The sequence below is a fragment of the Parabacteroides hominis genome (genome assembly GCF_014287585.1).
Lineage (GTDB): Bacteria > Bacteroidota > Bacteroidia > Bacteroidales > Tannerellaceae > Parabacteroides > Parabacteroides hominis.
In genome coordinates this window covers 60459-83690 of the sequence record NZ_JACOOJ010000003.1, presented here as the reverse complement: position 1 = coordinate 83690, position 23232 = coordinate 60459, and the positions used below count along the sequence as shown (strand labels likewise).

Annotated in this window: 16 protein-coding genes; 9 read left to right on the top strand and 7 right to left on the bottom strand. The window is 49.0% G+C overall.

Annotation, left to right across the window (positions count from 1 at the left end; all coding sequences use genetic code 11):
* Positions 1-1092, top strand: coding sequence for a type IX secretion system ring subunit PorN/GldN (porN, locus tag H8S65_RS02660; RefSeq protein WP_186928422.1), 1092 nt, complete (start codon positions 1-3; stop codon positions 1090-1092).
* Positions 1093-1272: 180 nt separating this feature from the next.
* Here porN and H8S65_RS02655 read toward each other — a convergent pair whose 3' ends face one another.
* A complete protein-coding gene (locus H8S65_RS02655) occupies positions 1273-4017 on the bottom strand; it encodes a transglutaminase family protein (RefSeq protein ID WP_436277865.1) in 2745 nt (914 codons plus the stop codon).
* A 58-nt stretch (positions 4018-4075) separates the two neighbouring features.
* Here H8S65_RS02655 and H8S65_RS02650 point away from each other — a divergent pair, with 58 nt between their 5' ends.
* A complete protein-coding gene (locus H8S65_RS02650) occupies positions 4076-5593 on the top strand; it encodes a potassium/proton antiporter (protein ID WP_186928420.1) in 1518 nt (505 codons plus the stop codon).
* Positions 5594-5604: 11 nt separating this feature from the next.
* On the opposite strand, the gene H8S65_RS02645 is transcribed toward H8S65_RS02650, so the two are convergent.
* The 4 genes from H8S65_RS02645 to dapB are packed head-to-tail and all read right to left on the bottom strand — an operon-like array spanning position 5605 to position 9271.
* A complete protein-coding gene (locus H8S65_RS02645; RefSeq protein WP_186928419.1) occupies positions 5605-6240 on the bottom strand; it encodes a WbqC family protein in 636 nt (211 codons plus the stop codon).
* Positions 6240-7106: a signal peptidase I gene (gene lepB / locus H8S65_RS02640; RefSeq protein WP_186928418.1), complete on the bottom strand. Its 867-nt coding sequence runs from the start codon at positions 7104-7106 to the stop codon at positions 6240-6242. Before lepB (H8S65_RS02640) ends, H8S65_RS02645 begins: the two co-directional genes overlap by 1 nt.
* Positions 7107-7140: 34 nt before the next feature.
* The gene (lepB, locus tag H8S65_RS02635; RefSeq protein ID WP_186928417.1) at positions 7141-8538 is read right to left on the bottom strand and encodes a signal peptidase I; all 1398 of its coding nucleotides are present in this window, start codon (positions 8536-8538) and stop codon (positions 7141-7143) included.
* 16 nt (positions 8539-8554) lie between these two features.
* The gene (dapB, locus tag H8S65_RS02630) at positions 8555-9271 is read right to left on the bottom strand and encodes a 4-hydroxy-tetrahydrodipicolinate reductase (RefSeq protein ID WP_186928416.1); all 717 of its coding nucleotides are present in this window, start codon (positions 9269-9271) and stop codon (positions 8555-8557) included.
* Positions 9272-9382: 111 nt separating this feature from the next.
* Between dapB and H8S65_RS02625 the strand changes: the two genes are divergently transcribed.
* From H8S65_RS02625 to H8S65_RS02615, 3 genes are all read left to right on the top strand, one after another.
* Entirely contained in the window at positions 9383-10666 is a 1284-nt protein-coding gene (locus H8S65_RS02625) for a DUF2851 family protein (RefSeq protein ID WP_186928415.1), read from the top strand.
* Between the two features lie 98 nt (positions 10667-10764).
* Entirely contained in the window at positions 10765-12681 is a 1917-nt protein-coding gene (locus tag H8S65_RS02620) for an Ig-like domain-containing protein (protein WP_186928414.1), read from the top strand.
* The gene (locus tag H8S65_RS02615; protein ID WP_186928413.1) at positions 12620-13507 is read left to right on the top strand and encodes a DUF3108 domain-containing protein; all 888 of its coding nucleotides are present in this window, start codon (positions 12620-12622) and stop codon (positions 13505-13507) included. The genes H8S65_RS02620 and H8S65_RS02615 overlap by 62 nt, the downstream gene beginning before the upstream one ends.
* 3 nt (positions 13508-13510) lie before the next feature.
* On the opposite strand, the gene H8S65_RS02610 is transcribed toward H8S65_RS02615, so the two are convergent.
* Both H8S65_RS02610 and H8S65_RS02605 read right to left on the bottom strand, forming a co-directional pair.
* Entirely contained in the window at positions 13511-14563 is a 1053-nt protein-coding gene (locus H8S65_RS02610; RefSeq protein WP_186928412.1) for a sensor histidine kinase, read from the bottom strand.
* 12 nt (positions 14564-14575) lie between these two features.
* The gene (locus tag H8S65_RS02605) at positions 14576-15910 is read right to left on the bottom strand and encodes a sigma-54-dependent transcriptional regulator (protein ID WP_186928507.1); all 1335 of its coding nucleotides are present in this window, start codon (positions 15908-15910) and stop codon (positions 14576-14578) included.
* A 490-nt stretch (positions 15911-16400) separates the two neighbouring features.
* Here H8S65_RS02605 and H8S65_RS02600 point away from each other — a divergent pair, with 490 nt between their 5' ends.
* The 4 genes from H8S65_RS02600 to H8S65_RS02585 all read left to right on the top strand — a co-directional run bounded on the left by H8S65_RS02600 (position 16401) and on the right by H8S65_RS02585 (position 23227).
* A complete protein-coding gene (locus tag H8S65_RS02600) occupies positions 16401-16955 on the top strand; it encodes an RNA polymerase sigma-70 factor (protein WP_186928411.1) in 555 nt (184 codons plus the stop codon).
* Between the two features lie 66 nt (positions 16956-17021).
* Positions 17022-18014 (top strand): FecR family protein, encoded by a 993-nt coding sequence (locus H8S65_RS02595; protein ID WP_186928410.1) that lies wholly within the window; start codon positions 17022-17024, stop codon positions 18012-18014.
* Between the two features lie 155 nt (positions 18015-18169).
* Complete coding sequence (locus H8S65_RS02590) at positions 18170-21511, top strand: TonB-dependent receptor (protein ID WP_186928409.1); 3342 nt, start codon at positions 18170-18172, stop codon at positions 21509-21511.
* A gap of 12 nt (positions 21512-21523) precedes the next feature.
* Entirely contained in the window at positions 21524-23227 is a 1704-nt protein-coding gene (locus H8S65_RS02585; protein WP_186928408.1) for a RagB/SusD family nutrient uptake outer membrane protein, read from the top strand.
* The last annotated feature ends 5 nt before the right edge of the window (positions 23228-23232 follow it).

Below are 23232 nucleotides of genomic sequence, written 5' to 3'. Positions count from 1 at the left end.
ATGAAACGTTTATATTACATAGCAACCCTCGCCATCGCCCTGTTCGCCTCCTTTCCCATGCAGGCGCAGGAAGAGGCCGACAATACGCAGCAACAGCAGCAGAGACGCCGCGGCCCCGTATCGAGCCGTGGAGCCCGTGAAGAAGATAAGAAAGAGAGCGGCATGCCCGAACTGACCGTCCGGGCCCAGGATATGAACGAACGGATGACGCAGCAGATCGGCAACGCCCGTTGGATGCGTGTCATCTACCGCCAGATCGACCTGACGAAAGAGCAGAACGCTCCCTTATATTACCCCACCCAGCCGATGAACGGGCAGATGAATCTGTTTTCCATCATCTTTCAGTTGGTATGTGAGGGGAAGCTCTCCGCTTATGAATATCTCGATGGTTACGAGGACTTCAGCGACAACCGCAAGCTCGACCTGAAAGTGATGCTCGACCGTTGCCGCATCTTTTACGAAGAGACACCGGGCAATAATGACGAACCTGCCGGCTTTGTCGTGAACGAAAGTGACATCCCGTCCGGCGATGTCCGTTCCTACTACGTGAAGGAAGCCTGGTATTTCGACCAGAACAACTCCGTCTTCGATGTCAAGACACTGGCGATCTGCCCGATCCTGACGATCGTGGACGATATGGGACAGAACACCATGCCGATGTTCTGGATTCCTTACGAAAACCTCCGTCCCTATATCAATACCGCCTACATCATGACGTCGAACATCAACAACGCCATGACCTTCACGCTCGACGACTATTTCCGCCGCCGCATGTTCGAAGGCGATATCTTCAAGACGCAGAACCTGATGAACCAACCCCTGCAAGCCTACTGCCCGACCCCCGACTCGATGAAGCGCGAGCAGGAACGTATCGAGAACCAGTTGATCACCTTCGAGAAATCCCTCTATCTGCAACCGGATACAGCCCAGCTCGCCGCCGACACGAAAGGCAAAAAGACGAAAAGCGCAACCGTCTCCGCCCGCGGAAAGAAAACGGAAGCCGTGAAGGAAGAAAAACAGAAGGAAGTAAAAGTCAAAGCCCCGAAAGCCCAAAAAAGCTCGCCGGTACGTAGCGTGCGCCGCCGTCGATAAAAGCTTTTCCTAATCATATATAAAGAAAGTGTGTCAAAACACCTACATCACGATCTTTTAGGCACGGATTTCACGGAAAACACGGAAAGAAAAAAATCATCCGTGTAAATCCGTGAAATCCGTGCCTAAATTATGTCTATTAGTAAGCTGTTTTTTTGACACACCCTCTTTGTCGAAAGCTTATAACTTATGTATTACCTTCATCAACTGGTCGCCTAATCCGATCGTGTATCCTTGCGATACGAAAACGACGCGGTTGAAAGTGTCGGCGATGATGAAGATAGGCAGTGTGTTGACATTCTGCAACTTCATAGCTGCGGCTATCTCCTTCTGGATCGTCTTGTCGATGTCGATACCGTAGGTGATAGTGCCCGGCAGTTCTCCGAACTCTTTCGGGTCAAAGCTCTGGAAGCCTTTCTCGTCCGGGAACAACAGCACCATGCCGCGGCCCCATTCTTCGAGGTCCTTCTTTACGGCGGCGATGTCACGCATGGCGTGGTTGGTCGGTTCCTGGCGTGCCCCGAGGATGGCAACGATGTAGTAGCCGCGTCCCGTAGTTGCCAGCAAGCTCGTCTCTTCGCCATTATCGGCACGTTTGAATTTGTTCTCGGAGTTGAAGTTGCCGATTACCTGCACATCATCTTCGCTTTCACGCATTTCCAGTTTGATATTGCTTGTCTTGCCCGGTTCCACATTGAAGAAGGATATTTCGGCGAGCACGCTGCCGTTCGCCATACGCGTACCGGTTACCAGCATATAATTGCCTTCATCCATCGGAAGCGGCTTTTTCAGCAGGGCGCTCCAGGTGTCACCGCCGCCCATGTCCACGTCGCCCGACTCGAAGTTAAGCGTTTGTAGCTTGCCGGTCGGCAATACTTTGGCAATTGTGAAATGGCTGTAGTATTTCGGGTCCTGCAATGCCTTGATCGGCAGGTAGGAGGCAATGACTTTGCCCTGCTTGGCTGTCGTTTGCTCGGCGGCTTCAAAGTCCACATCCACCCAGTTCAGACCTTTTGCATATTGCACCTTTCCGGCTACCGGCTCGATACGTGCCGGGATGCCAATGCTGCGGCATACGGCGACGAAGAAAATGTTGCGGGAACCTTTGTCGGCAACGCGCGACTTCCATACACCCATCGGCATAATCGGAATACGTTGCGGGTTCAGGCTGTCATTGATACTGATGTTTTCCTTCACCCAGTCGACGATCAGCTGCGGATCGGCTTTGGCTTTCCAGACCAAATCGGGATCGACATTGGTGGCGAAGAACTTCCTGTACGGTGTCAGGAATTCGTTAGCCACGCGCGGATTGAGGACATATTCGGTGAACAGGGAGCTTTGTATCGCCTGGGCATTGTTCAGATGGTCTGCCAGTACGGAGGCCGGCGTGTCGCGCAGGTCCTTGGCGGAGATGGCGTTCAGCAGGTCCATCGCCATCGGGCGTTTACCGGCGGGCGTCTCGCGGAGGAACTTCTCGATCTCGCGCCAGTTGCCCCGGCTGCCGATCATGAAGTCGGCGGTCTTCAGCGGATCGATGCCTAATTCCTTGGCGAGCGCTTCCGCTTTCTCTTCCGTATAGAAGGTTGCTACATATTTATTACGGATTACGTCCTCTTCATGGAGGCGTTTGGCATTGGCCTCTTTCTGCTCGTCCGTCACTTCGGCGGCAATAGAGCCGTCTACCGGAGGGATGATATCGAGCGTGACGGTTTCGATGTCGCCTGGTTTCTTGTCGAGGGTGATCGTCACGTTATTGTCTTTGCCGAACGACACCTTGCTGTAACCGAACTTGCCGTCTTTGGTCGCCCATACCAGCATGTCGCCTTTACCGGCGGAGAGGAAAGTCTTGCCATCCGCATCGGCTTTCTTGTTAGCGACAGAGTAGAACTCGGCATAGTTGTAGATCTTGAACTCCACATCGGCTCCAGCGGCAGGCAGGCCGTTCTCGTCTACGACGGTGATCGTCGCTTTGGCGGTCGGGGCATAATTGTCGATCACGTTGATCTCGGTGTAGCCGTCGGTTACGTCCATCACCTCTTCCGGCCCGTTGTATTTGCCGAATACCTTCGTGTGCATCAGCATACCGCGATAAGCCGGCCCGTTGAACCATCCTAAGTTGAGGACCGGTTCCGGTTCGCAGGCTCCGAGGAAATACCATTTGCCGTTTACCCAGGCTTCCACCCAAGCGTGGTTGTCGTCGGTATGCGCCCAGCGCGGCGTATAGACCTGGCGGGCAGGTATGCCGACCGAACGGAGGGCGGCAACCGTGAAAGTCGATTCTTCGCCGCAACGCCCGTAGGCTGTCTTCACGGATGCCAACGGAGAGCTTGTCCGGGCGTCGGAAGGCGTATAGATCACTTTCTCGTGACACCAGTGGTTCACTTCCAGCACAGCGTCATACAAGGACAGGCCCTTCACCCGGTCTTTCAACTCTTCGTAAAAGACCATGCGGCTCTCGTCCAGGTTTTCGTTGTTGACACGTACGGGAAGTACGAAATGGCGGAAGATGTCTTCCGGTATGCTGTCCCCCCAGGGCATTTCCACCCGAGCGCGGAACGAGCTGCGGATATTATCGAGATACAGTTGCCCGTCATAATCCGTGAGATCCCCGATCGGCATATAGGCATACAGGAAAGTAAGCGCTTCTTTTTCGTCGGGCGTCATCTTTTGGTTAAAAACGGAAAAAAGGTCTCCGTTCGGCAAAGCGGCCTGCTTTGCCCGGAAGTCATTCTCCACTTCGGCGCGAAACGCATCGTCCGAAATGAAATGCTGCTGCTTATTGCATGAAGTCCCCGCGAGGAGAACGAACAATAGTAGGAATAGATTTGTTTTAATCATAGCGTTAATTTTATATGCACAAATATACGGAATATATTTATTAGTCAGCAGATACCCCTGTCTTTTAAGTGTTAACCTGTTGTGCATATCGTTATTTTTTCTTTACTTTGAAGTGACAAATTATAGAGTAAACCGTTTTTAGCCTATGTTCCACGAATTACAGATCTTCGAGAATCCGGAAGCAATCCTGCTGATTGCTTCGATTATCTTCTTTTTCAGTATTATTGCCGGTAAAGCCGGTTTCCGTTTCGGCCTGCCCGCGTTGCTGCTTTTTTTAGGTGTCGGGATGCTGTTCGGCAGTGATGGCTTGGGTATTCAGTTCAGTAATCCCAGCGCGGCACAGTTTATCGGTATGTTGGCGTTGAGTATCATTCTGTTTTCGGGTGGTATGGATACGAAGGTGTCCGAGATCAAACCGATAGCCACGGAGGGTGTTATCCTTGCGACGGTAGGGGTCTTGCTGACGACGCTCATAACGGGGGCTTTTATCTATTATGTGTTCTTATGGTCTACCGGTTACGAGACCCTTACGATAGCGGAATCGATGTTGATGGCGGCGGTAATGTCGTCTACCGACTCCGCCTCCGTCTTTTCCATTCTCAGGAGCAAGGGGGTTTATCTGAAACAACGCTTGCGTCCGACCTTGGAGTTGGAGAGCGGTAGCAACGACCCGATGGCGTATATGCTTACCTTGCTTATTATTGCTTATATACAGGTCGGTGGCATGAACCTCCAGGAAGCTGTCCTGCAATTGATCATCCAGTTATCGGTCGGAGCGATTGCCGGTTTCCTGTTAGGCAAGTTAGCTGTCCTGATGATCAACAAGATCAATATGGACAACGAGTCTTTATACCCGATCTTATTGTTGACAACCGCCTTTTTCACCTTCTCGGCTACGACCTTATGCAAGGGGAATGGTTATTTAGCCGTCTACATTGCCGGCTTGGTCGTTGGGAATGCCAAGATCGTGCATAAAAAGAGCATGGGGACTTTCTTCGACGGTTTTGCCTGGTTGTGGCAGATTGTCATGTTCCTTACGTTAGGCCTGTTAGTGAACCCGCATGAGTTGCTGCCTGTCGCTCCGGTCGGCCTGTTAGTGGGAGTATTTATGATACTGATAGCCCGTCCGGCAACGATCTTCCTGTGTTTGCTTCCGTTTAAGAGCTTTACGACAAAAGGAAAGCTCTATATCTCGTGGGTGGGACTTCGCGGAGCGGTCCCGATCATCTTCGCGACCTATCCCTGGATTGCCGGGGTCGATCACGGAGGCATGATCTTTAATATCGTATTCTTCATTACGATCCTTTCCCTATTGATACAGGGAACGACCGTAACGCAAGCAGCCAAATGGCTCGGACTTGTCGACGAGCCGGAACGAAAAGACGTGTTCGGTATCGAATTGCCGGAAGATATCAAGAGTGCCATGAGTGAAATAGACATCACCCCGGCTGTCCTATCTCACGGAAACAAGCTGATGCAACTCACCTTGCCCGACCATACCCTTGCCGTTATGGTGAAACGCGACGGACATTACTTCATCCCGAAAGGCAATACAGAACTGAAAGAAAACGACAAACTCCTGATGATCTCCGATAACGACGAGGCCCTGTTGCAGGCATACGATTCGTTAGGAGTGAAAGATTATACGATGAAAAAGAACTGACGGGACCTCGATCAGGGCTGCTCCGGTGCTACAATGGAATCCCGCAACACCAACAACCCTTCCGGTCCCATATTGAACAGTAAATCCACAATACTCATATTCGGAAGGAATCCGTGCTTGTCCTGGAAAACCTGGTAGTAGGGCTTCGGGGAGAAGTACGGATCCTCTCCTTCATGTTTCGGACGGATGATCTCGCGGAAGTCGTTCGGCACTTCAGGCTGGTACTCTTCGGTATAAATAATATTCGGATGCAGGTCGAGCAGGCGGCAGATCAACCGGCGCAGTTCCTCATTGTAATCGAATAGGAACTCATACTTCTTCTCGTAAAAAGGAGCGAAATCCTCTTCGTAATATTCGAAAAACGGACTCATATTATAAGCCGATACCAAAGCGTTCCAGTGCAGGTGACGCCAGTTCCCATGATCGGAGATACGGATGTCTTTGGTCGGGCACTTCAATGTGTCCGGCTTTACGATGGGGACAGACAAGGCTAACGAGCCGTTGGCAGCCGCAATGGTACAACGGTTCCGGTAGGTTTGCTTCAGGTAGTTTTCGGCTGTTTCGAGGCGCACTTCCGGATATTGGAACAGTTTGCAATACTGCTGGACAGGGCCCAGGTAGGTTGTAGAAATATAAACAGGTTGCATCAGTTTACAGGTTTAAAGATTCGTTGTTTGTCACGGCTGAACCAGCAGAACCAGGCGTTTCCGATAATACGGTCACGCGGGATAAAGCCCAGGTGGCGGGAATCGACCGATTCGTTTACATTGTCGGAGAGCATCCAGTAATAATCCTGTTCAAAGAAGAAAAACGTAGTTTCCCTTCCGTCTAAATATAGTTTTCCGTCGCGGAAAGCTGCCTTTTCTCCGGCCTCGGCCAGTATCGCTTCCTTGCAGGCGGTAAGGGCTGCTTCATCCAGGCGGTATGCACGGCCTTTACGGGGAACGACCAGCTTGTACGGGGCAGCTTGGTTCCGGATAAAATGAACGTTCATCTCTTCCGGCAGTTCTTCACGCAATTGATATTCTTCGAAGGTAGTCAGGGAGAAAGAGAAACCGAATGTTTCGTTCTTCCAGTTCCGCACCGGTATCTTCAGCTTTTGCAAGGCTTTCAGGAAGTCGTCAGCTCCTTTCTGAGTGATGAAATAGGTATTGAGCGAGCGCGGGGAGTGGGGCAACAGTTTCCCGTTCACCTCATATCCGTCATTGCTTACAAGGATCGTGTCGCCCGGCATTCCGATGCAACGGCTCAGGAACAGGGGACTGCTTGCCGTATCTTTCAGCAGGGGGCTGGTAAAGAGCACGACCTTGTTACGTCCCGGATTCCCATCGAGCGGTAATTTATTCACTAAGATATAATCGCCTTGATGCAATGCCTCTTCCATGGCATCGGTCGATATCCGGTAAGATTCGATACAGAAACGACGGACAGGTATAACAATGAGAAAGGCGATAACGATCGTTACCACCCACCCCACGTAGGGGCGACTTCTAAAGTCGCCCTTCCTGTTCATATTTGCATCGTTTTTTTCTCCCATAGAGATTTACTTAGTCAGGGTGTACCCAACGGAACATGCGGTTCCAACGGATACCACCGTCAAACAGGCTGCGGTCTTTATCGAGTGACAGCCAGATCATGATCGGCTTGCCTACGATATGGTCTTCCGGTACGAAACCCCAGGAACGGCTATCGGCACTGTTATGGCGGTTGTCACCCATCATCCAGTAGTAATCATATTTGAATGTATAGGTCGTCTCCGGCTTGCCGTTGATGTAGACCTTACCATCCTTTACTTCCAGCTTATTATGTTCATAGTTGACGATACAACGTTTATAAAGAGCAATGTTACGCTCTGTCAGCGGAATAGTCGCCCCTTTCTTCGGAATCCATAACGGTCCGTAATTGTCGCGGCTCCATCCGGTCTGGTAGTCTACCGGATAATAAGAATCGGCTCCTACAGGATCCGGTTCGAGAACCACACGTTTCACGACCGGAAGTTTTTTAGCAATCTCCAATGTCTTTTGAGTCAGCGGGAAATGGTAAACCGGGTTATACTGCCCGTTGGCGTTCGGCTGAATGTTTAACATAGACATATATTGGGGATTGTAGCTCCCGTCGATCAATACACGGTCGGCTTTGCTGACATCCAGCAGGCGGAACTGCTCTTCACTCAACATGGAACCGTCCGTCTCGACAAAGTAGTTGAGCTGCATCTTTTCCGGATTCTTGGCGGCAACGCCATCGATATAGACCTGATTGTTCCGGATTTCAATCGTATCGCCCGGCATACCGATACAACGTTTGACATAATTCTCGCGTTTATCGACAGGACGGTAGATCACATCACCGAAATCCGCTTTATTCAACAGGATAGCTTCCCGTCCGTATTGTTCTACCAAGTGGTAATAATCCGGGTTCTGAACTTTTAGTGCGACCGTATCGCCGGCAGGGAAGTTGAACACGACAATATCATTCCGTTTCACATGTCCGAAACCTTTCACCCGTTTGTAGTCCCACTCCGGCCAGTCCAGGTACGACTTACTGTTGAAGAACGGCAATGTGTTTTGTACCAACGGGAAAGCGACCGGCGTATTCGGCACGCGCGGTCCGTAGCTGAGCTTGCTGACAAACAGATAGTCGCCCACTAACAAAGACTTCTCCAGGGATGAACTGGGAATCTGGTAGTTCTGAAAAATAAAGATATTGATGAAATAGACGGCAACCAGTGCAAACAGGATATCATCCACCCATTCCAACACATTGCGAACCTGCGGATTCTTGGTACGTTTCCAGGCTCCCCAAGGGATGTACCCGGTCAGGAAAATATCGACAAGGACGATCAGTCCCAACAATAACCAGGCATTCTGCATCCAAAGCGTGAAAAGCAGGTAGAGAACGGCTGCTATGCTGAATTTAATCCATTGTTTCTTGGAAAACTTCTTCATTTGTTTCTGTTATTAATTAGAATTTAAGCATATCGTCCATTCCGAGGAAACCTTTCTTTCCGGCGGCAAATTCGGCGGCAATAACGGCTCCCAGGGCAAATCCGGCACGGCTCTTGGCATCGTGTTTGATGCTGACCGTGTCGACATCCGACTCGTATGTGATTTCGTGGATGCCCGGAACTTCCCCTTCGCGAATGGCATGGATAGGAATATCGGTTGCTTTCTCAGCCGTTTCCAAAGTCCAGCGATCTTTACGATCCACGTTTTCAAGGATTCCTTCCGCCAGTGTGATAGCGGTTCCGCTGGGAGCGTCCAATTTATGGATATGATGGGTTTCCATCATTTTGATATCGTAGGCGGGAAAGTTATTCATAATCTTTGCCAGATATTTGTTGAGGGCGAAGAATATGTTCACGCCGATACTGAAGTTGGAAGCGTAGAAGAAGGTTTTACCCTCTTTTTCACACATTTCTTTGACCTGTTCGATCTTGTCGAGCCAGCCTGTCGTTCCGGAAACGACCGGAACGCCTGCTGCAAAACATTGCATATAATTGTTGAATGCTGTAGCCGGAGTCGTAAACTCGATCGCGACGTCAGCACTTTTGAAATTGTCGGAGTGTATTTCTTCGGGGTTATTGATATCTACGATAGACACGATCTGGTGTCCTCTGCCAAGAGCTATCTGCTCGATAGTTTTTCCCATCTTTCCGTAACCGATAAGTGCAATCTTCATACTTATATATTTAACTTTCAATTTTAAACTTTCAACTTTCAACTGATAACATGCTGCAAATATAAAGAATAATGCTTAGATTTGGGACATAAATCTTAACTCTGAAAAAAGATGGAACGTTTATTACATTATGTTTGGAAATACAAACTTTACGCGGCCACTTCATTGGCTACCACAGACGGACGTCCTGTCCAGGTAATCGATCCCGGAATGCAAAATACGGATGCAGGTCCCGATTTCTTCAATGCGAAAATAAAAATAGACGGAACGCTATGGGCGGGAAGTGTCGAAATTCATGATAAATCCTCCGACTGGCTGCTTCATCACCATGAGACGGATAAGGCTTATGACGGTGTAATCCTTCATATTACAGGCGTTGATGACTTCCAGCCGGTCCGAACGAACGGGGAACCGGTCCCACAAATGCTCCTGACCGTTCCGGAGAATGTTCTCCGCAGTATAGATTGGTTGCTTTACCGGGAAACGGCTCTTCCGTGCCTCGATCATATCGCCAGGGTCGACCCGTTGCATATAGCCTGCTGGATGGAGGCTTTGCTGAGTGAGCGGCTGGAACGGAAAACGCATGACATTTTCCTCCTTTTGGATGCGTATCAGTCAGACTGGAACGAAGTCTTTTATATTACTTTAACCCGCAACTTCGGCTTTGGCGTGAATAATGATGCTTTTGAAAGGTTGGCGAAGAGCCTGCCGCTCCGTTGCATCCAAAAGCAGCGGAGCAGCTATTCGCAGATAGAAGCGATGCTTTTCGGACAGGCGGGGATGCTGACGGAGGAGAATGACGACCATTATTACCGCCTGTTGCAACGGGAATACGATTTTCTCCGCCATAAGTTCGGCCTTTCGCCGATGGAAGATTTCGTGTTTAAGAATCTCCGGACACGGCCTGCCAACTTCCCATACCTGAAAGTGGCGCAGTTGGCCGCTCTTTGGGTACAGCACGACACCCTGTTCTCTGCCATCCTTGAAGCCGGGAGCACCGGAGAGATCAAGAAGTATTTCAGGATTCCTCCATCCGGCTATTGGGAGACACATTATCATTTCCGGTACGCTTCTCCCCGGAAGGAAAAGACCATAGGCGAAAACGCCCTGAATATCCTCCTGATAAACACGGTCGTCCCGATGCTCTTTGCCTACGGCCTACACAACAAGCAACCCGAATATTGCGAACGTGCCACCCGCCTTTTAGAGAGCATTCCCCCGGAAAAGAACACCATCGTCTCCACCTTCTGCAACGCCGGTATCGCCGTCCACCATGCCGGCGACAGCCAGGCATTGATCCAATTAAAACGCGAATATTGCGAAAAGAAGAAATGTTTATATTGCAGGATCGGGTTCAGGATGTTGAAAACGACAATCGGACAAAAGACCGTTTAAATGCAAAGATTGATTAATGGCAGGATATCCTACTAATTTTCACCGGATTTTTCCCTATTTTTGCGCGTGTTTGTCAAATATATTTGAAATAGACATAAATGGATAATAAATATATACGAAATTCATTCCGCCTGCTGTATGGGATGCTGTTGTTGGTTGTCATTTATTCATGTGCCAATATCGGTAGTCCGAACGGAGGTCCCTATGATGAGACGCCTCCCAAGTTCGTAAGCAGTACGCCGGTTCCGAACCAGATTAATTATACAGGCAAAAAGATCGAAATCCTGTTCGACGAGCTGATCCAGATCGACAAACCTTCAGAGAATGTGATTATCACTCCGCCCCAGATGGAACTGCCGGTTATCCGCTCTGCCGGGAAGAAGGCGGTGATCGAACTGAAAGACACGCTGAAACCCAACACGACCTATACGATCGACTTCACCAATTCCATTGCAGATAATAATGAGAAGAACGTATTTGAAAACTTCTCTTTCGCGTTCTCTACCGGAGGCGTGATCGATACGCTCGAAGTATCGGGAGTCTTGCTGAATGCCGAGAACCTCGAACCGATGCCCGGCATTACGATCGGCCTGCATCGCGACCTGGCGGATTCTGCATTTGTGAAGCTGCCGTTCGACCGCACTTCCCGCACGAATGACAAAGGAGAGTTCACGATCCGGAACATCGCGCCCGGAACCTATCATATCTTCGCCCTGAACGATGTGAACCGCGACTATAAGTTCGACCAGCCGGGCGAGGATATTGCTTTCCTGGATTCCGTCATCGTTCCCTCCTTTGAACTGACGACCCGGCAAGACACAATCTGGAAGGACAGCCTGACGATCGATACGATCCGGACAGTCGGTTATACCCGCTTCTTCCCGGACAACATCGAACTCCGCCTTTTCAAGGAAAAGTTCGAACGCCAGTATATGGTGAAACCCGAACGCCCGGACGAAAAATACTTTACGCTGCGTTTCAACACGAAGTTAGACACCGTTCCGGTGCCTGTCCCCATCAATTTCACCCCGGAAGACAGCACCTGGTATTTTGTGCAGCAGACGGAAGGCGGTGCTGCCGTCAACTACTGGCTTGCCGATTCGACCGTCTGGAAACAGGACACCCTGCAGGTGCAAGTCTCCTATCCGAAGAGCGACTCCCTGAACATCCTGCGTCCGCAGACCGACACGGTCCAGCTGGTATTGCGCCGCCGTCCGGCAGAAAAGCAAAAGAAGAAAAAGAAGGACGAACCCGATCCGATCGTGTTCTTAGGCATGCAGGTAGACGCTCCCGGTTCGATGGACTTGTTCGACACGATATCCGTCACGTTCAACGAACCGGTATTGGATATCAACAAAGATATGTTCTTCCTCGACCAGAAGGTCGATACCGTTTGGAACACGGTCGATTTCGACTTCTTCCCCGATTCGACCAACAGCCTGAACTACTTTATCAGACGTCCGTGGAAGTATGGCGAAGAATACCGCATCGAAGTGGATTCCGCCGCTATCCACAGCCTTTACGGGAAGTGGAACGACTTCTTTACCGGTGAGTTCAAGATCAAGAAGGAAGACGAATACGGCCATCTCTATCTCAATATCAACGGTGTGGATACGACTGCTTTCGTCGAATTGCTAAGCACCGGAGACGCGCCCGTCCGCAAAGCGAAAGTAAAAGACGGCGGAGTGCTCTTTATGGACCTGAAGCCCGATAAGTATTATGCCCGTATCGTAATCGACACGAACGACAACGGAGTGTGGGATACCGGTAATTATGCCGAAAAGCGGCAGCCCGAAGAAGTTTATTATTCTCCCAAGATGTACGAGATCATGCAGAACTGGCAGGTCGAAGAGACCTGGAATGTCAACTCCACCCCGCTGGCCAAGCAGAAGCCTCTTGAGATAACGAAGAATAAGCCGAAGGAAGCAACCAAGAAGAAAAGAAACTACAAAGATGAAAGCCAACAATCATCGTCAAGGAATAATAGCGGCGGCAACATGGGAATGCCGTTCTAACACCGTCCGCCTGTGGCTGGCATTTTTGCTGTTGCTGTCGGCCATGTGTGCGAAGGCGCAGGAAATCCCGGTCCGGCACAGGTTCAGCCCCGGCGAGGAAGTGCAGTACGAGTTGTACTTCAAATGGGGCCTTTTGATGCCCCGTGCAGGCCACGCCACCCTTTCCATCCGCGACGCGGAATACGAGGGCGAGCCATCCTGCCACTACCGGCTTATCTTCCGTACCTCCGGCATTATCGAGAAAGTCTATAAGATGCGGGATACGATCGATTGCCATTTCACCCCCGACATGCTGCTTCTACGGAGCGAGAAGCGGGTAAACGAGAACGACTATTATCTGATAGACGACATCCGTTTCTCCTACGACCGAAAGAAGATACTCGCTCATTCCCACCGTTATACGCCCACCCGCACGAAGATCGACACGATGCTCGTGACGGAAGACCCTTATATGTTCGACATGCTGGGAGCAACGATGTATCTGCGTTCCCTGGATTGGAACAAGATGAAGAGCGGCGAGAGCTTTCCCTTCCAGGTGGCGATCGGGCGCGAACGCATCAACATCAGTTTCCGCTATACCGGGCAGCAGATCGTGGAACGGAGCGAGACGTTGAAGTACAGGACCCGCCATTTCTATATCGACATCTACGACGACGCCTTTACCCAAAGCAAGGAAGCCGCCGAGATCTGGATCGGCGACGACGAGAACCATATCCCGATCAAGATACGCGCCAAGCTGAAGATCGGTGCGGCCGAAGTCTATTATAAGTCCTCCAAAGGCTTGCGCTATCCGCTCACTTCGCGGGTAGAGATCAGAAGACGGTAATCTTTAAGACTTTATGGGCAAGGAAACCGTGAAGCAGGTTTCCCGGTAAGGCTGCGAAGCAACCGACAATTCGCCGCCATGCATCCGTATGATCTGCCGGGAAAGACTCAACCCGATGCCGCTTCCCGTAGCCTTAGTCGTGAAGAAGGGGACGAAGATATCTTCCATCAGATCGGAAGGGACGCCGGGACCGTTGTCCGTCACCCGGATAAGCAATTGATTCTTCTCCGCACCGACTTCCATGCGGATCTTTCCGTCCGCCTGCCCTTCGAGTGCCTGCATAGCGTTCTTCAGCAGGTTGATCAAGACTTGTGACAGCAGCTTTTCGTCTGCATGGACCGTTATCTCCGGCTGGAACAGCACGAGGGAGAAACCGATGTGCAGCCGTTGCATATCCGGCAAGTACAAGGTTTGCAGGTTTTGCAGCAGATACGTGAGCGGGAATGGCTTAGGCTCCGGCTGCTTCAGGTAAGCGAACTGCCGGTACGATTCGGTGAAATGCATCAGGGTTTGCCCCTGGCTTTTGATGGTGTCCAGTCCCCGTATCGTCTTGCGGATGGTGACGTCGGTGATCTCCCCGCTGCTTTTCGGCGCGTCTTTCGTCCGGAAATAAGAAAGGAGCGTGCCGGAGAGGGAGACGACCGGAGCGATGGAGTTCATGATTTCGTGTGTCAGGACATGCATCAGCTTATCCCACGATTCATATTCCTTGCGATGCAGTTCGCGGTCGAACGCCTTCCGTTTGTTCTCGGTCATCAACATGTGTATGCGGTTGAAGGCGGCATGCAGGCGACGCTGTTCCCGGCTACCGATGTCTTCGGGGAAATAGAGCATCGATTCGTCGTCCTCGATGGCATCCAGGAAAAGCTGTATCCTCCGGTTCGAAGCGTTGAGATAATAGACAAGGAGACTGATCAGCCACGCTGCGATAAAGAGGGCCACGAAACCCAGTATGACTGCCCGCCCCGTAACGATGCCGGCCACGCCCAAGCCCGTCACCAGTACGATGGCGACCACTTGCAAAAGAATGCGTATGTATAGACGGACACTGAACATACCGGCGGGGGATCAGAGGTTGAAACGCTTCATCTTATTATACAAAGTCTGCCGGCTCACGCCCAACTGCTCCGCCGCAGCCGTCAGGTTCCCTTCATTCTGGGTGATAGCCGCCAAGATCGCCTGCCGCTCCACCTCTTCTAAATTGGGCACTTCGCTAAAAGATAGAGCCTTTCCCGGACGGATAAAGAGGTCGGAGGCACGAATCACATTCTTTTCCGCCAGGATCACCGCCTTCTCGATCGTATGCTGCAATTCCCGGATGTTGCCGGGCCAGTCATAGTTTGCGAGCTTCTCCAACGCCTGCGGATGCAGGGTAAGCCCCGTCCGCCTGTAAAGGTCCGTATATTTTTTCAGGAAATAATCGACAAACAGGGCGATATCCTCCCGCCGGCTCCGCAGGGGCGGAATCTCGATCTGTATCGTGTTGATGCGGTAGAACAGGTCTTCGCGGAAAAGCGACTGCGCGACCATCTCCGGCAGGTTGCGGTTCGTGGCGGCAATCAGGCGTATGTCGACCGGAATCTTCCGGTTGCTTCCAAGGCGGGTGACCTCGCGGTTCTGCAAGGCTGCCAGGAGCTTGGCCTGCAATCCTAACGGCAGGTTTCCGATCTCGTCGAGAAACAGCGTGCTCCCGTGTGCCGCCTCGAACTTCCCCGGACGGCTCTCGCGTGCATCCGTAAAAGCGCCCCGTTCATGCCCGAACAGCTCGCTTTCGAACAACGACTCGCTGACGGCTCCCATATCCACGTTGACCATCTCGCGGCGGCTGCGGAGCGAAAGGCGGTGTATCTCGCGTGCCAGCATCTCCTTGCCCGTACCGTTCTCGCCGGTGATCAGGACATTAGCGTCCGTCTTGGCTACTTTTGTCACCACTTTGATCAGTTTCATCATCACGGGAGAATGCCCGATAATCATAGCCGGCTCGCTCGGCCTCGCCACCGGGTGCACCGGCTGACGGGATTTCCGTTCGTGCAGGGCGGCACGTATCTTCCCGATCAGGTTATCGTTGTCCCAGGGTTTCAATACGAAATCGGCAGCCCCACTCTTCAACGCCTTGACAGCCAGTTCGACATCCCCGTAGGCTGTCAGCATGATAACAGGCAGTCCCGGTGCGATCTCCTGTATGCGGCGGAGCCAGAAAAGCCCTTCGTTGCCGGTATTGACTCCGGCGGAGAAATTCATATCCAGCAGGACGAGATCGACCGGCCGGCTGTCCAGGACCGAAAGGATGCTGTTCGGGTTCGAGGCAGTCTCCACCTCTTCGAACTCATCTTCCAGAAGCAGTTCGAGAGAGGTCAGTACGCTTTTGTTATCATCTACGATCAGGATAGTTCCGGCTTGCATAAGATCTTTTTCCGGTAAAGTTATCCGCTTCCCTAATACCTTGCAAGCGAGCGTCAAAATATTTGACACTTTTGGATTATTATTCTGCACGAACCATTTGTTCCTTGCCAGACGCCCGCCTTCCCTCCACGGTCCTCTTTCCGGCTGTATGGGAAGATCATCATGCTTTAGTCCCGGTCTAAAACGAATTTTCCTTGCAGCCAGTTGCCTGCCGACAATTGTCGGCAAGCCTGCTGACAGATGTCGACAAGCCTGCTCACAATTGTCGGCAGGCCTGCTGACGATTGTCGACAAGCAACTCGATGCCGGCAACTGTCACGAGTTATCAGGCACTTGCTTCAAATTATCGTTTATCCGGTCTTTCATTCGATGAAGCCTGTTGTTCAATTCGATATTTCTTGCTGAAAAAAATTGCCTCTTCAGATTATTTTCCATATCTTTCGTTTTTCATACTTAAATAAAGGGAAAGAGAGTTTAACACAAAACAAAAATGGATATCAACCTTGAGTCAAAATATCTGGAAGAACTTGGGAACGGGGATCATAAAGCCTTCGACATGCTTTATATCCAATACAGCCCAAGACTGAAGCACTTCTTAACCGGTTTCATAAAGAACCAGGACGAAGCGAGCGACATAACTCAGGATATATTTTATAAAATCTGGACAAACCGGGAAACGATCTCGAAAGTAGATTCTTTTAAAGCCTATCTCTTCCGCATGGCCCGCAACATGATCTATGATTATTACGAACACAGCCTGATCGAGGAAAACTACCAGCAAAAAGAGCAAAACAGGCCGGCCTACGATGACCTGATAGAGGAAGAACTATACGCCAGGGAACTATCGCTGCTCATTGACATTGCCGTGGAGAAGATGCCGCCTCAACGACGGAACATCTTTATTATGAGCCGGAAAGACGGCTTGAGCAATGAAGAGATCGCCCAGCGGCTGAACATCAGCAAACGGACGGTAGAAAACCACATGACACAAGCCCTTGCCGAATTGCGGAAGATCGCATATTCCATTTTGCTGCTTTTCTTCTGAAAAAAATACATTTCCGACTGTGTGTGCTTCCTCACTTGTCCGTCAGCTATAATATAAAGACGAAAAATGGGCAAAAGCAATATACATATATTAATAGGGAAATTCTTCAGGAACGACCTGCCTCCGGAAATTCAGAAGAACTTCCATGCCTGGTTGCTTGACCGGAATTTTCCGGAAGAGAAGGAAAAGGCGATGGGTGCTTTATGGGAAGAGGAATCAGCCGTGGCAGACGAATCCACTTTCCAGGAATTATCCCGCCTGCATAAGCGGATCGAAGCGTCCGGTCGGACGCTTCACAAACCAATTGGTTTGTATATCAGGAGAATTGCCGCCATAATACTTTTGCCGTTGTTAGGCGTTTTCGGAACCTATTACTATCTGACAAAAATAAATCCGGTTGTGGAAGAAGCCCAATTGAAAGAATGCTTTGTCGCAAATGGGGAACGGAAACAGGTAGAACTGCCCGACGGGACGAAAGTTTGGTTGAACTCCGGTTCCTTACTGGTTTATGACAAACAGTTCAGAGGAAAAAGACGCCTCCTGTTTCTCAACGGGGAAGCCCGTTTCCAGGTCGCCAAAGATCCTGAGAAGCCCTTTTTGGTCAAAACCGCCCACATGACGGTCAAAGCACTCGGCACCGTATTCAACCTGAACGCCTACTCGGACCAGGATGTTACGATCGCCACGTTGGAAGAGGGGAAAATCCAGGTCGATCCTTGTTTGAAGAAAGATACGAGCCTGATTTTATCGCCGGACGAACAAATCATCTATAATCACCGCTTGGAAACACTGTCGCTCAACACCGTCGACGCCGGACGTGTAATGCAATGGACCGACGGGTATCTGATATTCCAGACGGCCTCGTTCGACCAGATCGTAAAGACCATCGAACGTAAATTCAACGTAACGGTCAATTACGAGACGGAACCTTTCGCCGGCAGAAGCTTTACAATGAAGTTTAATCCTGACGAGGGCCTGGAACAGGTACTGGAAGTCATGAAAGAGATGATAAAAGGGCTGAACTACAAAATAAAAGAGAACAAAGTGTACATAAACTAAACAAAGAGGAGATACTAATATGAAAAAAAGAACCGGGAAGATGACGCCAATCAGATCTCCCCGGCTTGAAATCGAGCAACACTATTCACTTCTAAATATCCGGCAGGATAAAAATCATGCATAGTATTTACTTAAATATCTAATTTTACAAAAATATGGAATTAAACCTGAAAACACAACAGAATAAGCTAATTAGTTTATTCCGCGTTTCATTAATGTTTTTTCTTTTCTTTTTTGCGCAACAGACAGTTGCCAGCAGCCAGTCGATCACACTGCCGTCCCACAATATCACAATCAAGGGTGCTTTCTCCGAAATAGAGAAACAAACAGGCATGTCGGTCGACTATGACGAGTCGGTCATTAATCTGAATAAACAGATCAATGCCTCTGTTAACAATAAATCTTTGAATGAGGCACTCGCCTTGATCCTGAAAGGGAGCGGATGTACATTCGTCATCAGGAACAATCACATCATCATCTCTGCCCAAGCGGTTCAACAACAGAAGAAGCAGGTGACGATTTCCGGTACGGTAAGTGACAATTTAGGCCCGATTGCCGGTGCAAACGTGGTAGAAAAAGGCACAACCAACGGGATCATCACGGATATGGACGGCAACTATACCCTATCGGTTCCCCAGGGAGCGGTTATCCAGTTCTCCTATATCGGATACGTGACCAAAGAGGTTACAGTCGGCAACCAGAAGAACATCAACGTGCAACTGTCGGAAGACGCACAGAAGCTGGACGAAGTCGTCGTCGTCGGTTACGGTACGGCCAAGAAGAGCGACCTGGCAGGTTCAGTTGTCCGTGCCGATCTGGGAACTTTGCAGGAATCACCGAATATCAGCTTGGGTTCGGCATTACAGGGAACGGTTCCCGGACTGAATGTAGGTGCTGTGTCCGAAGCAGGTAAAGATCCGGACATGTCTATCCGCGGACGTACGTCCATCAGTGGCGGTAATAGCCCGTTGATCGTATTGGACGGCATTATTTTCCGTGGTAATATGGTCGATATCAATATGAACGATGTAGAATCCATCGATATCCTGAAAGATGCAAGCGCCGCCGCCATCTATGGATCGGAAGCCAGTAACGGCGTTATTTTAATTACCTCCAAAACAGGAAAGGTAATGAGTAAACCGACAATCGAATACAGCGGTTCATTTTCCTATCAGGAACCGACAAACAAAGATATGTATCCGGAAGGCCGTGACGGATTTCTACGCAAAATAGCAGATCGTTATCTGGAAGAAAGCCGTACAGGGGACAACATGCTGCAAATGAACCCGAACTGGGATCCGACATCCCATTTGATGGACCGGAATGCCTTGGACGGATATGAAAGCGGAACTGACACCGATTGGTGGGGAATGCTGACTAACAAAACTCCTTATATACAAAATCACAACCTGAGTGTCAGAGGCAAAAGCGAACTGAGCAGCTATTTCTTTTCCATGGGTTATACGGATCAAAAAAACTTGGTCATCAACGACACATACAAACGTTATAACGTACGTGTCAATCTGGATACGAAAATCACAGACTTCCTGAAAGTCGGCGTACAATCTTTCTTCACGATCAGCGACTACTCCGGCCAATCTCCTGATCTGGGAACAGTGACCGGCTTACCTCCCATTGTCGCCATAACAGACGAAAACGGAGATTATATCCGGGAACCCTACAAAAACACATTGAATCCATTACTGACAATCCAGCAGGATGATGTGAACAAACGCTATAATCTGTTCGGGAACTTCTATGCCGATATCGATTTTCCATTTCTGAAAGGTTTGAACTATCGCATGAATTTCTCGCAGAACCTGATTGAAAACAAAATCTACAATTTCAACAAATGGGGAGCGAACTTCACGGGTTCCGGCTCGAAGGAAAACAACAGCCAGTACAATTATACGGTCGACAATATACTGTCCTACAAAAATACATTCGGGAAACATGCTATTAATGCGACTTTCGTTTACGGTATCGAAAAGAGACAGTATGAAATGACAAAGGCTGGAGCAACCAACTTCTCCAATGATATTTTAGGCTTCAACAAGCTGGATACGGGACAAGCCGACTTACAGACAGCAACATCCGGTGCATGGGAAGAATCGAGTTTGTATACCATGCTGCGTGCCATTTATACTTATAATGACAAGTATATCCTGACAGGAACTGTTCGCCGTGACGGATTTTCCGGGTTCGGGAAGAATCATAAGTTCGGAGTTTTCCCTTCTGCCGCATTGGCTTGGCGTATCAGTGAAGAGGATTTCTTCAAAAACAATATCAACTGGATGGAGAATTTGAAGTTACGTTTATCTTACGGACAAAACGGTAATCGTACGGTCGGTCGTTATCAAACACTTGCCCAGATGGGAGCCGGTGTCGGTAGCATCAGCATAGACAATACTACGATCAACGGCGGATATCTGTTCGGTGATGGCGCCAATGCAGAACAGATGCAATGGATCAAGTCGCTTGCCAATGCCGATCTGAAATGGGAAACGACGAACACATTCAACGTCGGTTTGGATTTCAGTGCCTTGAACGGACGCATCTTCGGCAATATGGAATATTACCTGTCACAGACGAACAACCTGCTGTACGACATCAATATTCCGCAAATCAACGGTTTGGATAAGATCTCGTCGAACATAGGTAAAATGAGAAACCGTGGCTTTGAAATGTCCGTAACAGGTGTGGCTATCGAAACAAAGGATTTCAGTTGGGATGTAACGTTCAATTTCTCCCGTAACCGCAATAAAGTTGTCAGTATTTTAGGTATCGATGCCGACGGAGACGGAAAAGAAGACGACCTGACGGCCAATAAAATTTTCATCAATCATCCTTACGGAGTATGTTACGATTATAATATCATCGGTATGTGGCAACTTGCCGACAAGCAAGCCGGTTTGATACCTGAAGGCTTTGAATACGGGACCTATAAAGTGCAAGATGTAGATGGTGACGGAAAATATTCAGCAGATAAAGACCGTATAATCATCGGATATGAAGATCCTGCATACCGGTTCAGCATACAAAACTCTTTCCGCTACAAAAACTGGGAATTAAAGTTCTTGATCAACTCGATTCAGGGAGGAAAAAATTATTATTACGGCCAGCCGGGAAAAGATTTACCCAATCCGGATAATATCTATCAGAACAACCTGTTCAATTTCGATTACTGGACTCCGGAAAATCCGAATGCGCGTTACCGCCAGTTGGGTTATTATACTCAGGCATTGGGTAGCTACGGATTCTCCCCGTATGTACAACGCAGCTTCGTCCGTCTGCAGGATGTTACGATCTCTTACAATGTACCGTCTGCATTCCTGAACAAGTTCAAAGTAAGCCGGCTCAAACTGTATGTAACAGGAAAGAACCTGCTTACCTTTACTGATTGGGACGGCTGGGATCCGGAAACCGGAACAGGCTTGGTTTCCAACAAATATCCGGTTATGAGAAGCTATTCCGTAGGTCTTAATCTTGAATTTTAATAACGAATGAACATGAAATCAATTAAATACGGCATTGCGATTTTAGCAGCATTTGCCACCTTATCATCTTGTAACGAAAACGATTTTCTGAAAGAGGAGCCGAAAGATTTTTACTCTCCGGAAAACTCAATGGAAACAAGTGCCCATTTCCAATCTTCCTTGAATTATTTGTACAACCGGGTAAGATACCAACAATGGGAATTAGACCCCGATACACGTTTTGCATTTCATTATGCAACAGATTTCGCATTTAATGCCACGGACTATTACAAAGCAGCTAAATTGAATGATTATAAAAACGTAATGGTTCCTACATTCAGCGTCCCGGCGAACGTTTGGAAACAAGTATATATCGTCATTTCAAATGCAAATGTAATATTAAGCCGTCTTCCAAACGCCACTGCAGTTCCTGAAGAGGAGGCTAAAGTTATTCGTGGAGAAGCTTTATTCTTCAGAGGATTCTCATATCGAATGCTTGCGAATCTGTTCGGAGGAGTTCCTCTGATTCTTGAAGAGGTCTCGACTCCTCGCCGGGATTATGTCAGAGCTTCCAGAGAAGAAGTGTATGAGCAGATCAGAAAAGATCTGGAAGAAGCCATCACTTTATTACCGGATATTGATGCTGTAAAAGACGGAAAAATCAGCAAACAAGTAGCCCGACATTTACTTTCAGAAATTTACATTTGCCAGAATAAATATGACGAAGCGATTCAAACAGCGACAGCCGTCATCAACTACCCGGCAATGGCTCTGATGACAAATCGCTTCGGTTCAAGAGCGAATGAAGAAGGAGATGTATACTGGGATCTATTCCGATTAAACAATCAGAATCGTAGCAGCGGGAATAAGGAGAGTTTATGGGTTTTACAATATGATTATCTGAACGCAGGTTCAAAAACAGCCTATAATATGCCTTGGGCTATCATTCCTTACTACCAAAATATCCAGATTACAGCTAAAGATGAGGCAGGAGTCGATGTGAAAACTACGGCTTTTATGGGAGTAACAGATGCAAAAGGCGGACGCGGAATTGGTTGGATACAACCAACGGACTATTTTTTCAATACTTTATGGTCCAAAGGATCTGATCAGGACATTCGAAACTCGACATACAATATAACGAGAGATCTGCAAATCGATAATCCGGCATCCCCCGCTTTCGGGCAATGGATGGTGAAAGACGGTTACTATAAACAAGTCGATTCTATACGGCAATGGTTTCCATTAATAACCAAATTCTCCAGGATCGGAAATTTCCCTGAAGAATTATATCAAGTAGATGCAACCGGTAATCCATTGATAACTCCATTCGGAGAACACCTTCTGATCAACAGCGCAAACAGTAATTACAAAGACGAATATATGTTTCGTTTGGCAGAAACTTACCTTCTCCGAGCTGAAGCCTATATAAAGAAAGGGGATTTGGCTAATGCAGCCGCAGATATCAATACGATCCGGGCAAGAGCAAATGCCAATCCGATCGAGCCTTCCGAAGTAAATATAGACTTCCTGCTTGATGAACGTATGCGTGAACTATACGGTGAAGAATTGCGAATGCTTACACTGTGCAGAATGGGTAAACTGGCAGAGAGAAACCGTAAGTATAATCCTAAAACTGGTTTGACAATCGAGGATTATCACAATCTCTGGCCAATCCCCTACTCTGAAATCGAACGGAACGTATATGCCACGATCGAACAAAATCCGGGATATTAATTCAT

Excerpts from the sequence above, each read along its gene's own strand:
- porN (WP_186928422.1), top strand. The coding sequence starts at position 1 with ATGAAACGTTTATATTACATAGCAACCCTCGCCATCGCCCTGTTCGCC.
- H8S65_RS02655 (WP_436277865.1), bottom strand. The coding sequence starts at position 4,017 with ATGCACAACAGGTTAACACTTAAAAGACAGGGGTATCTGCTGACTAAT.
- H8S65_RS02650 (WP_186928420.1), top strand. The coding sequence starts at position 4,076 with ATGTTCCACGAATTACAGATCTTCGAGAATCCGGAAGCAATCCTGCTG.
- H8S65_RS02645 (WP_186928419.1), bottom strand. The coding sequence starts at position 6,240 with ATGCAACCTGTTTATATTTCTACAACCTACCTGGGCCCTGTCCAGCAG.
- lepB (WP_186928418.1), bottom strand. The coding sequence starts at position 7,106 with ATGAACAGGAAGGGCGACTTTAGAAGTCGCCCCTACGTGGGGTGGGTG.
- lepB (WP_186928417.1), bottom strand. The coding sequence starts at position 8,538 with ATGAAGAAGTTTTCCAAGAAACAATGGATTAAATTCAGCATAGCAGCC.
- dapB (WP_186928416.1), bottom strand. The coding sequence starts at position 9,271 with ATGAAGATTGCACTTATCGGTTACGGAAAGATGGGAAAAACTATCGAG.
- H8S65_RS02625 (WP_186928415.1), top strand. The coding sequence starts at position 9,383 with ATGGAACGTTTATTACATTATGTTTGGAAATACAAACTTTACGCGGCC.
- H8S65_RS02620 (WP_186928414.1), top strand. The coding sequence starts at position 10,765 with ATGGATAATAAATATATACGAAATTCATTCCGCCTGCTGTATGGGATG.
- H8S65_RS02615 (WP_186928413.1), top strand. The coding sequence starts at position 12,620 with ATGAAAGCCAACAATCATCGTCAAGGAATAATAGCGGCGGCAACATGG.
- H8S65_RS02610 (WP_186928412.1), bottom strand. The coding sequence starts at position 14,563 with ATGTTCAGTGTCCGTCTATACATACGCATTCTTTTGCAAGTGGTCGCC.
- H8S65_RS02605 (WP_186928507.1), bottom strand. The coding sequence starts at position 15,910 with ATGCAAGCCGGAACTATCCTGATCGTAGATGATAACAAAAGCGTACTG.
- H8S65_RS02600 (WP_186928411.1), top strand. The coding sequence starts at position 16,401 with ATGGATATCAACCTTGAGTCAAAATATCTGGAAGAACTTGGGAACGGG.
- H8S65_RS02595 (WP_186928410.1), top strand. The coding sequence starts at position 17,022 with ATGGGCAAAAGCAATATACATATATTAATAGGGAAATTCTTCAGGAAC.
- H8S65_RS02590 (WP_186928409.1), top strand. The coding sequence starts at position 18,170 with ATGGAATTAAACCTGAAAACACAACAGAATAAGCTAATTAGTTTATTC.
- H8S65_RS02585 (WP_186928408.1), top strand. The coding sequence starts at position 21,524 with ATGAAATCAATTAAATACGGCATTGCGATTTTAGCAGCATTTGCCACC.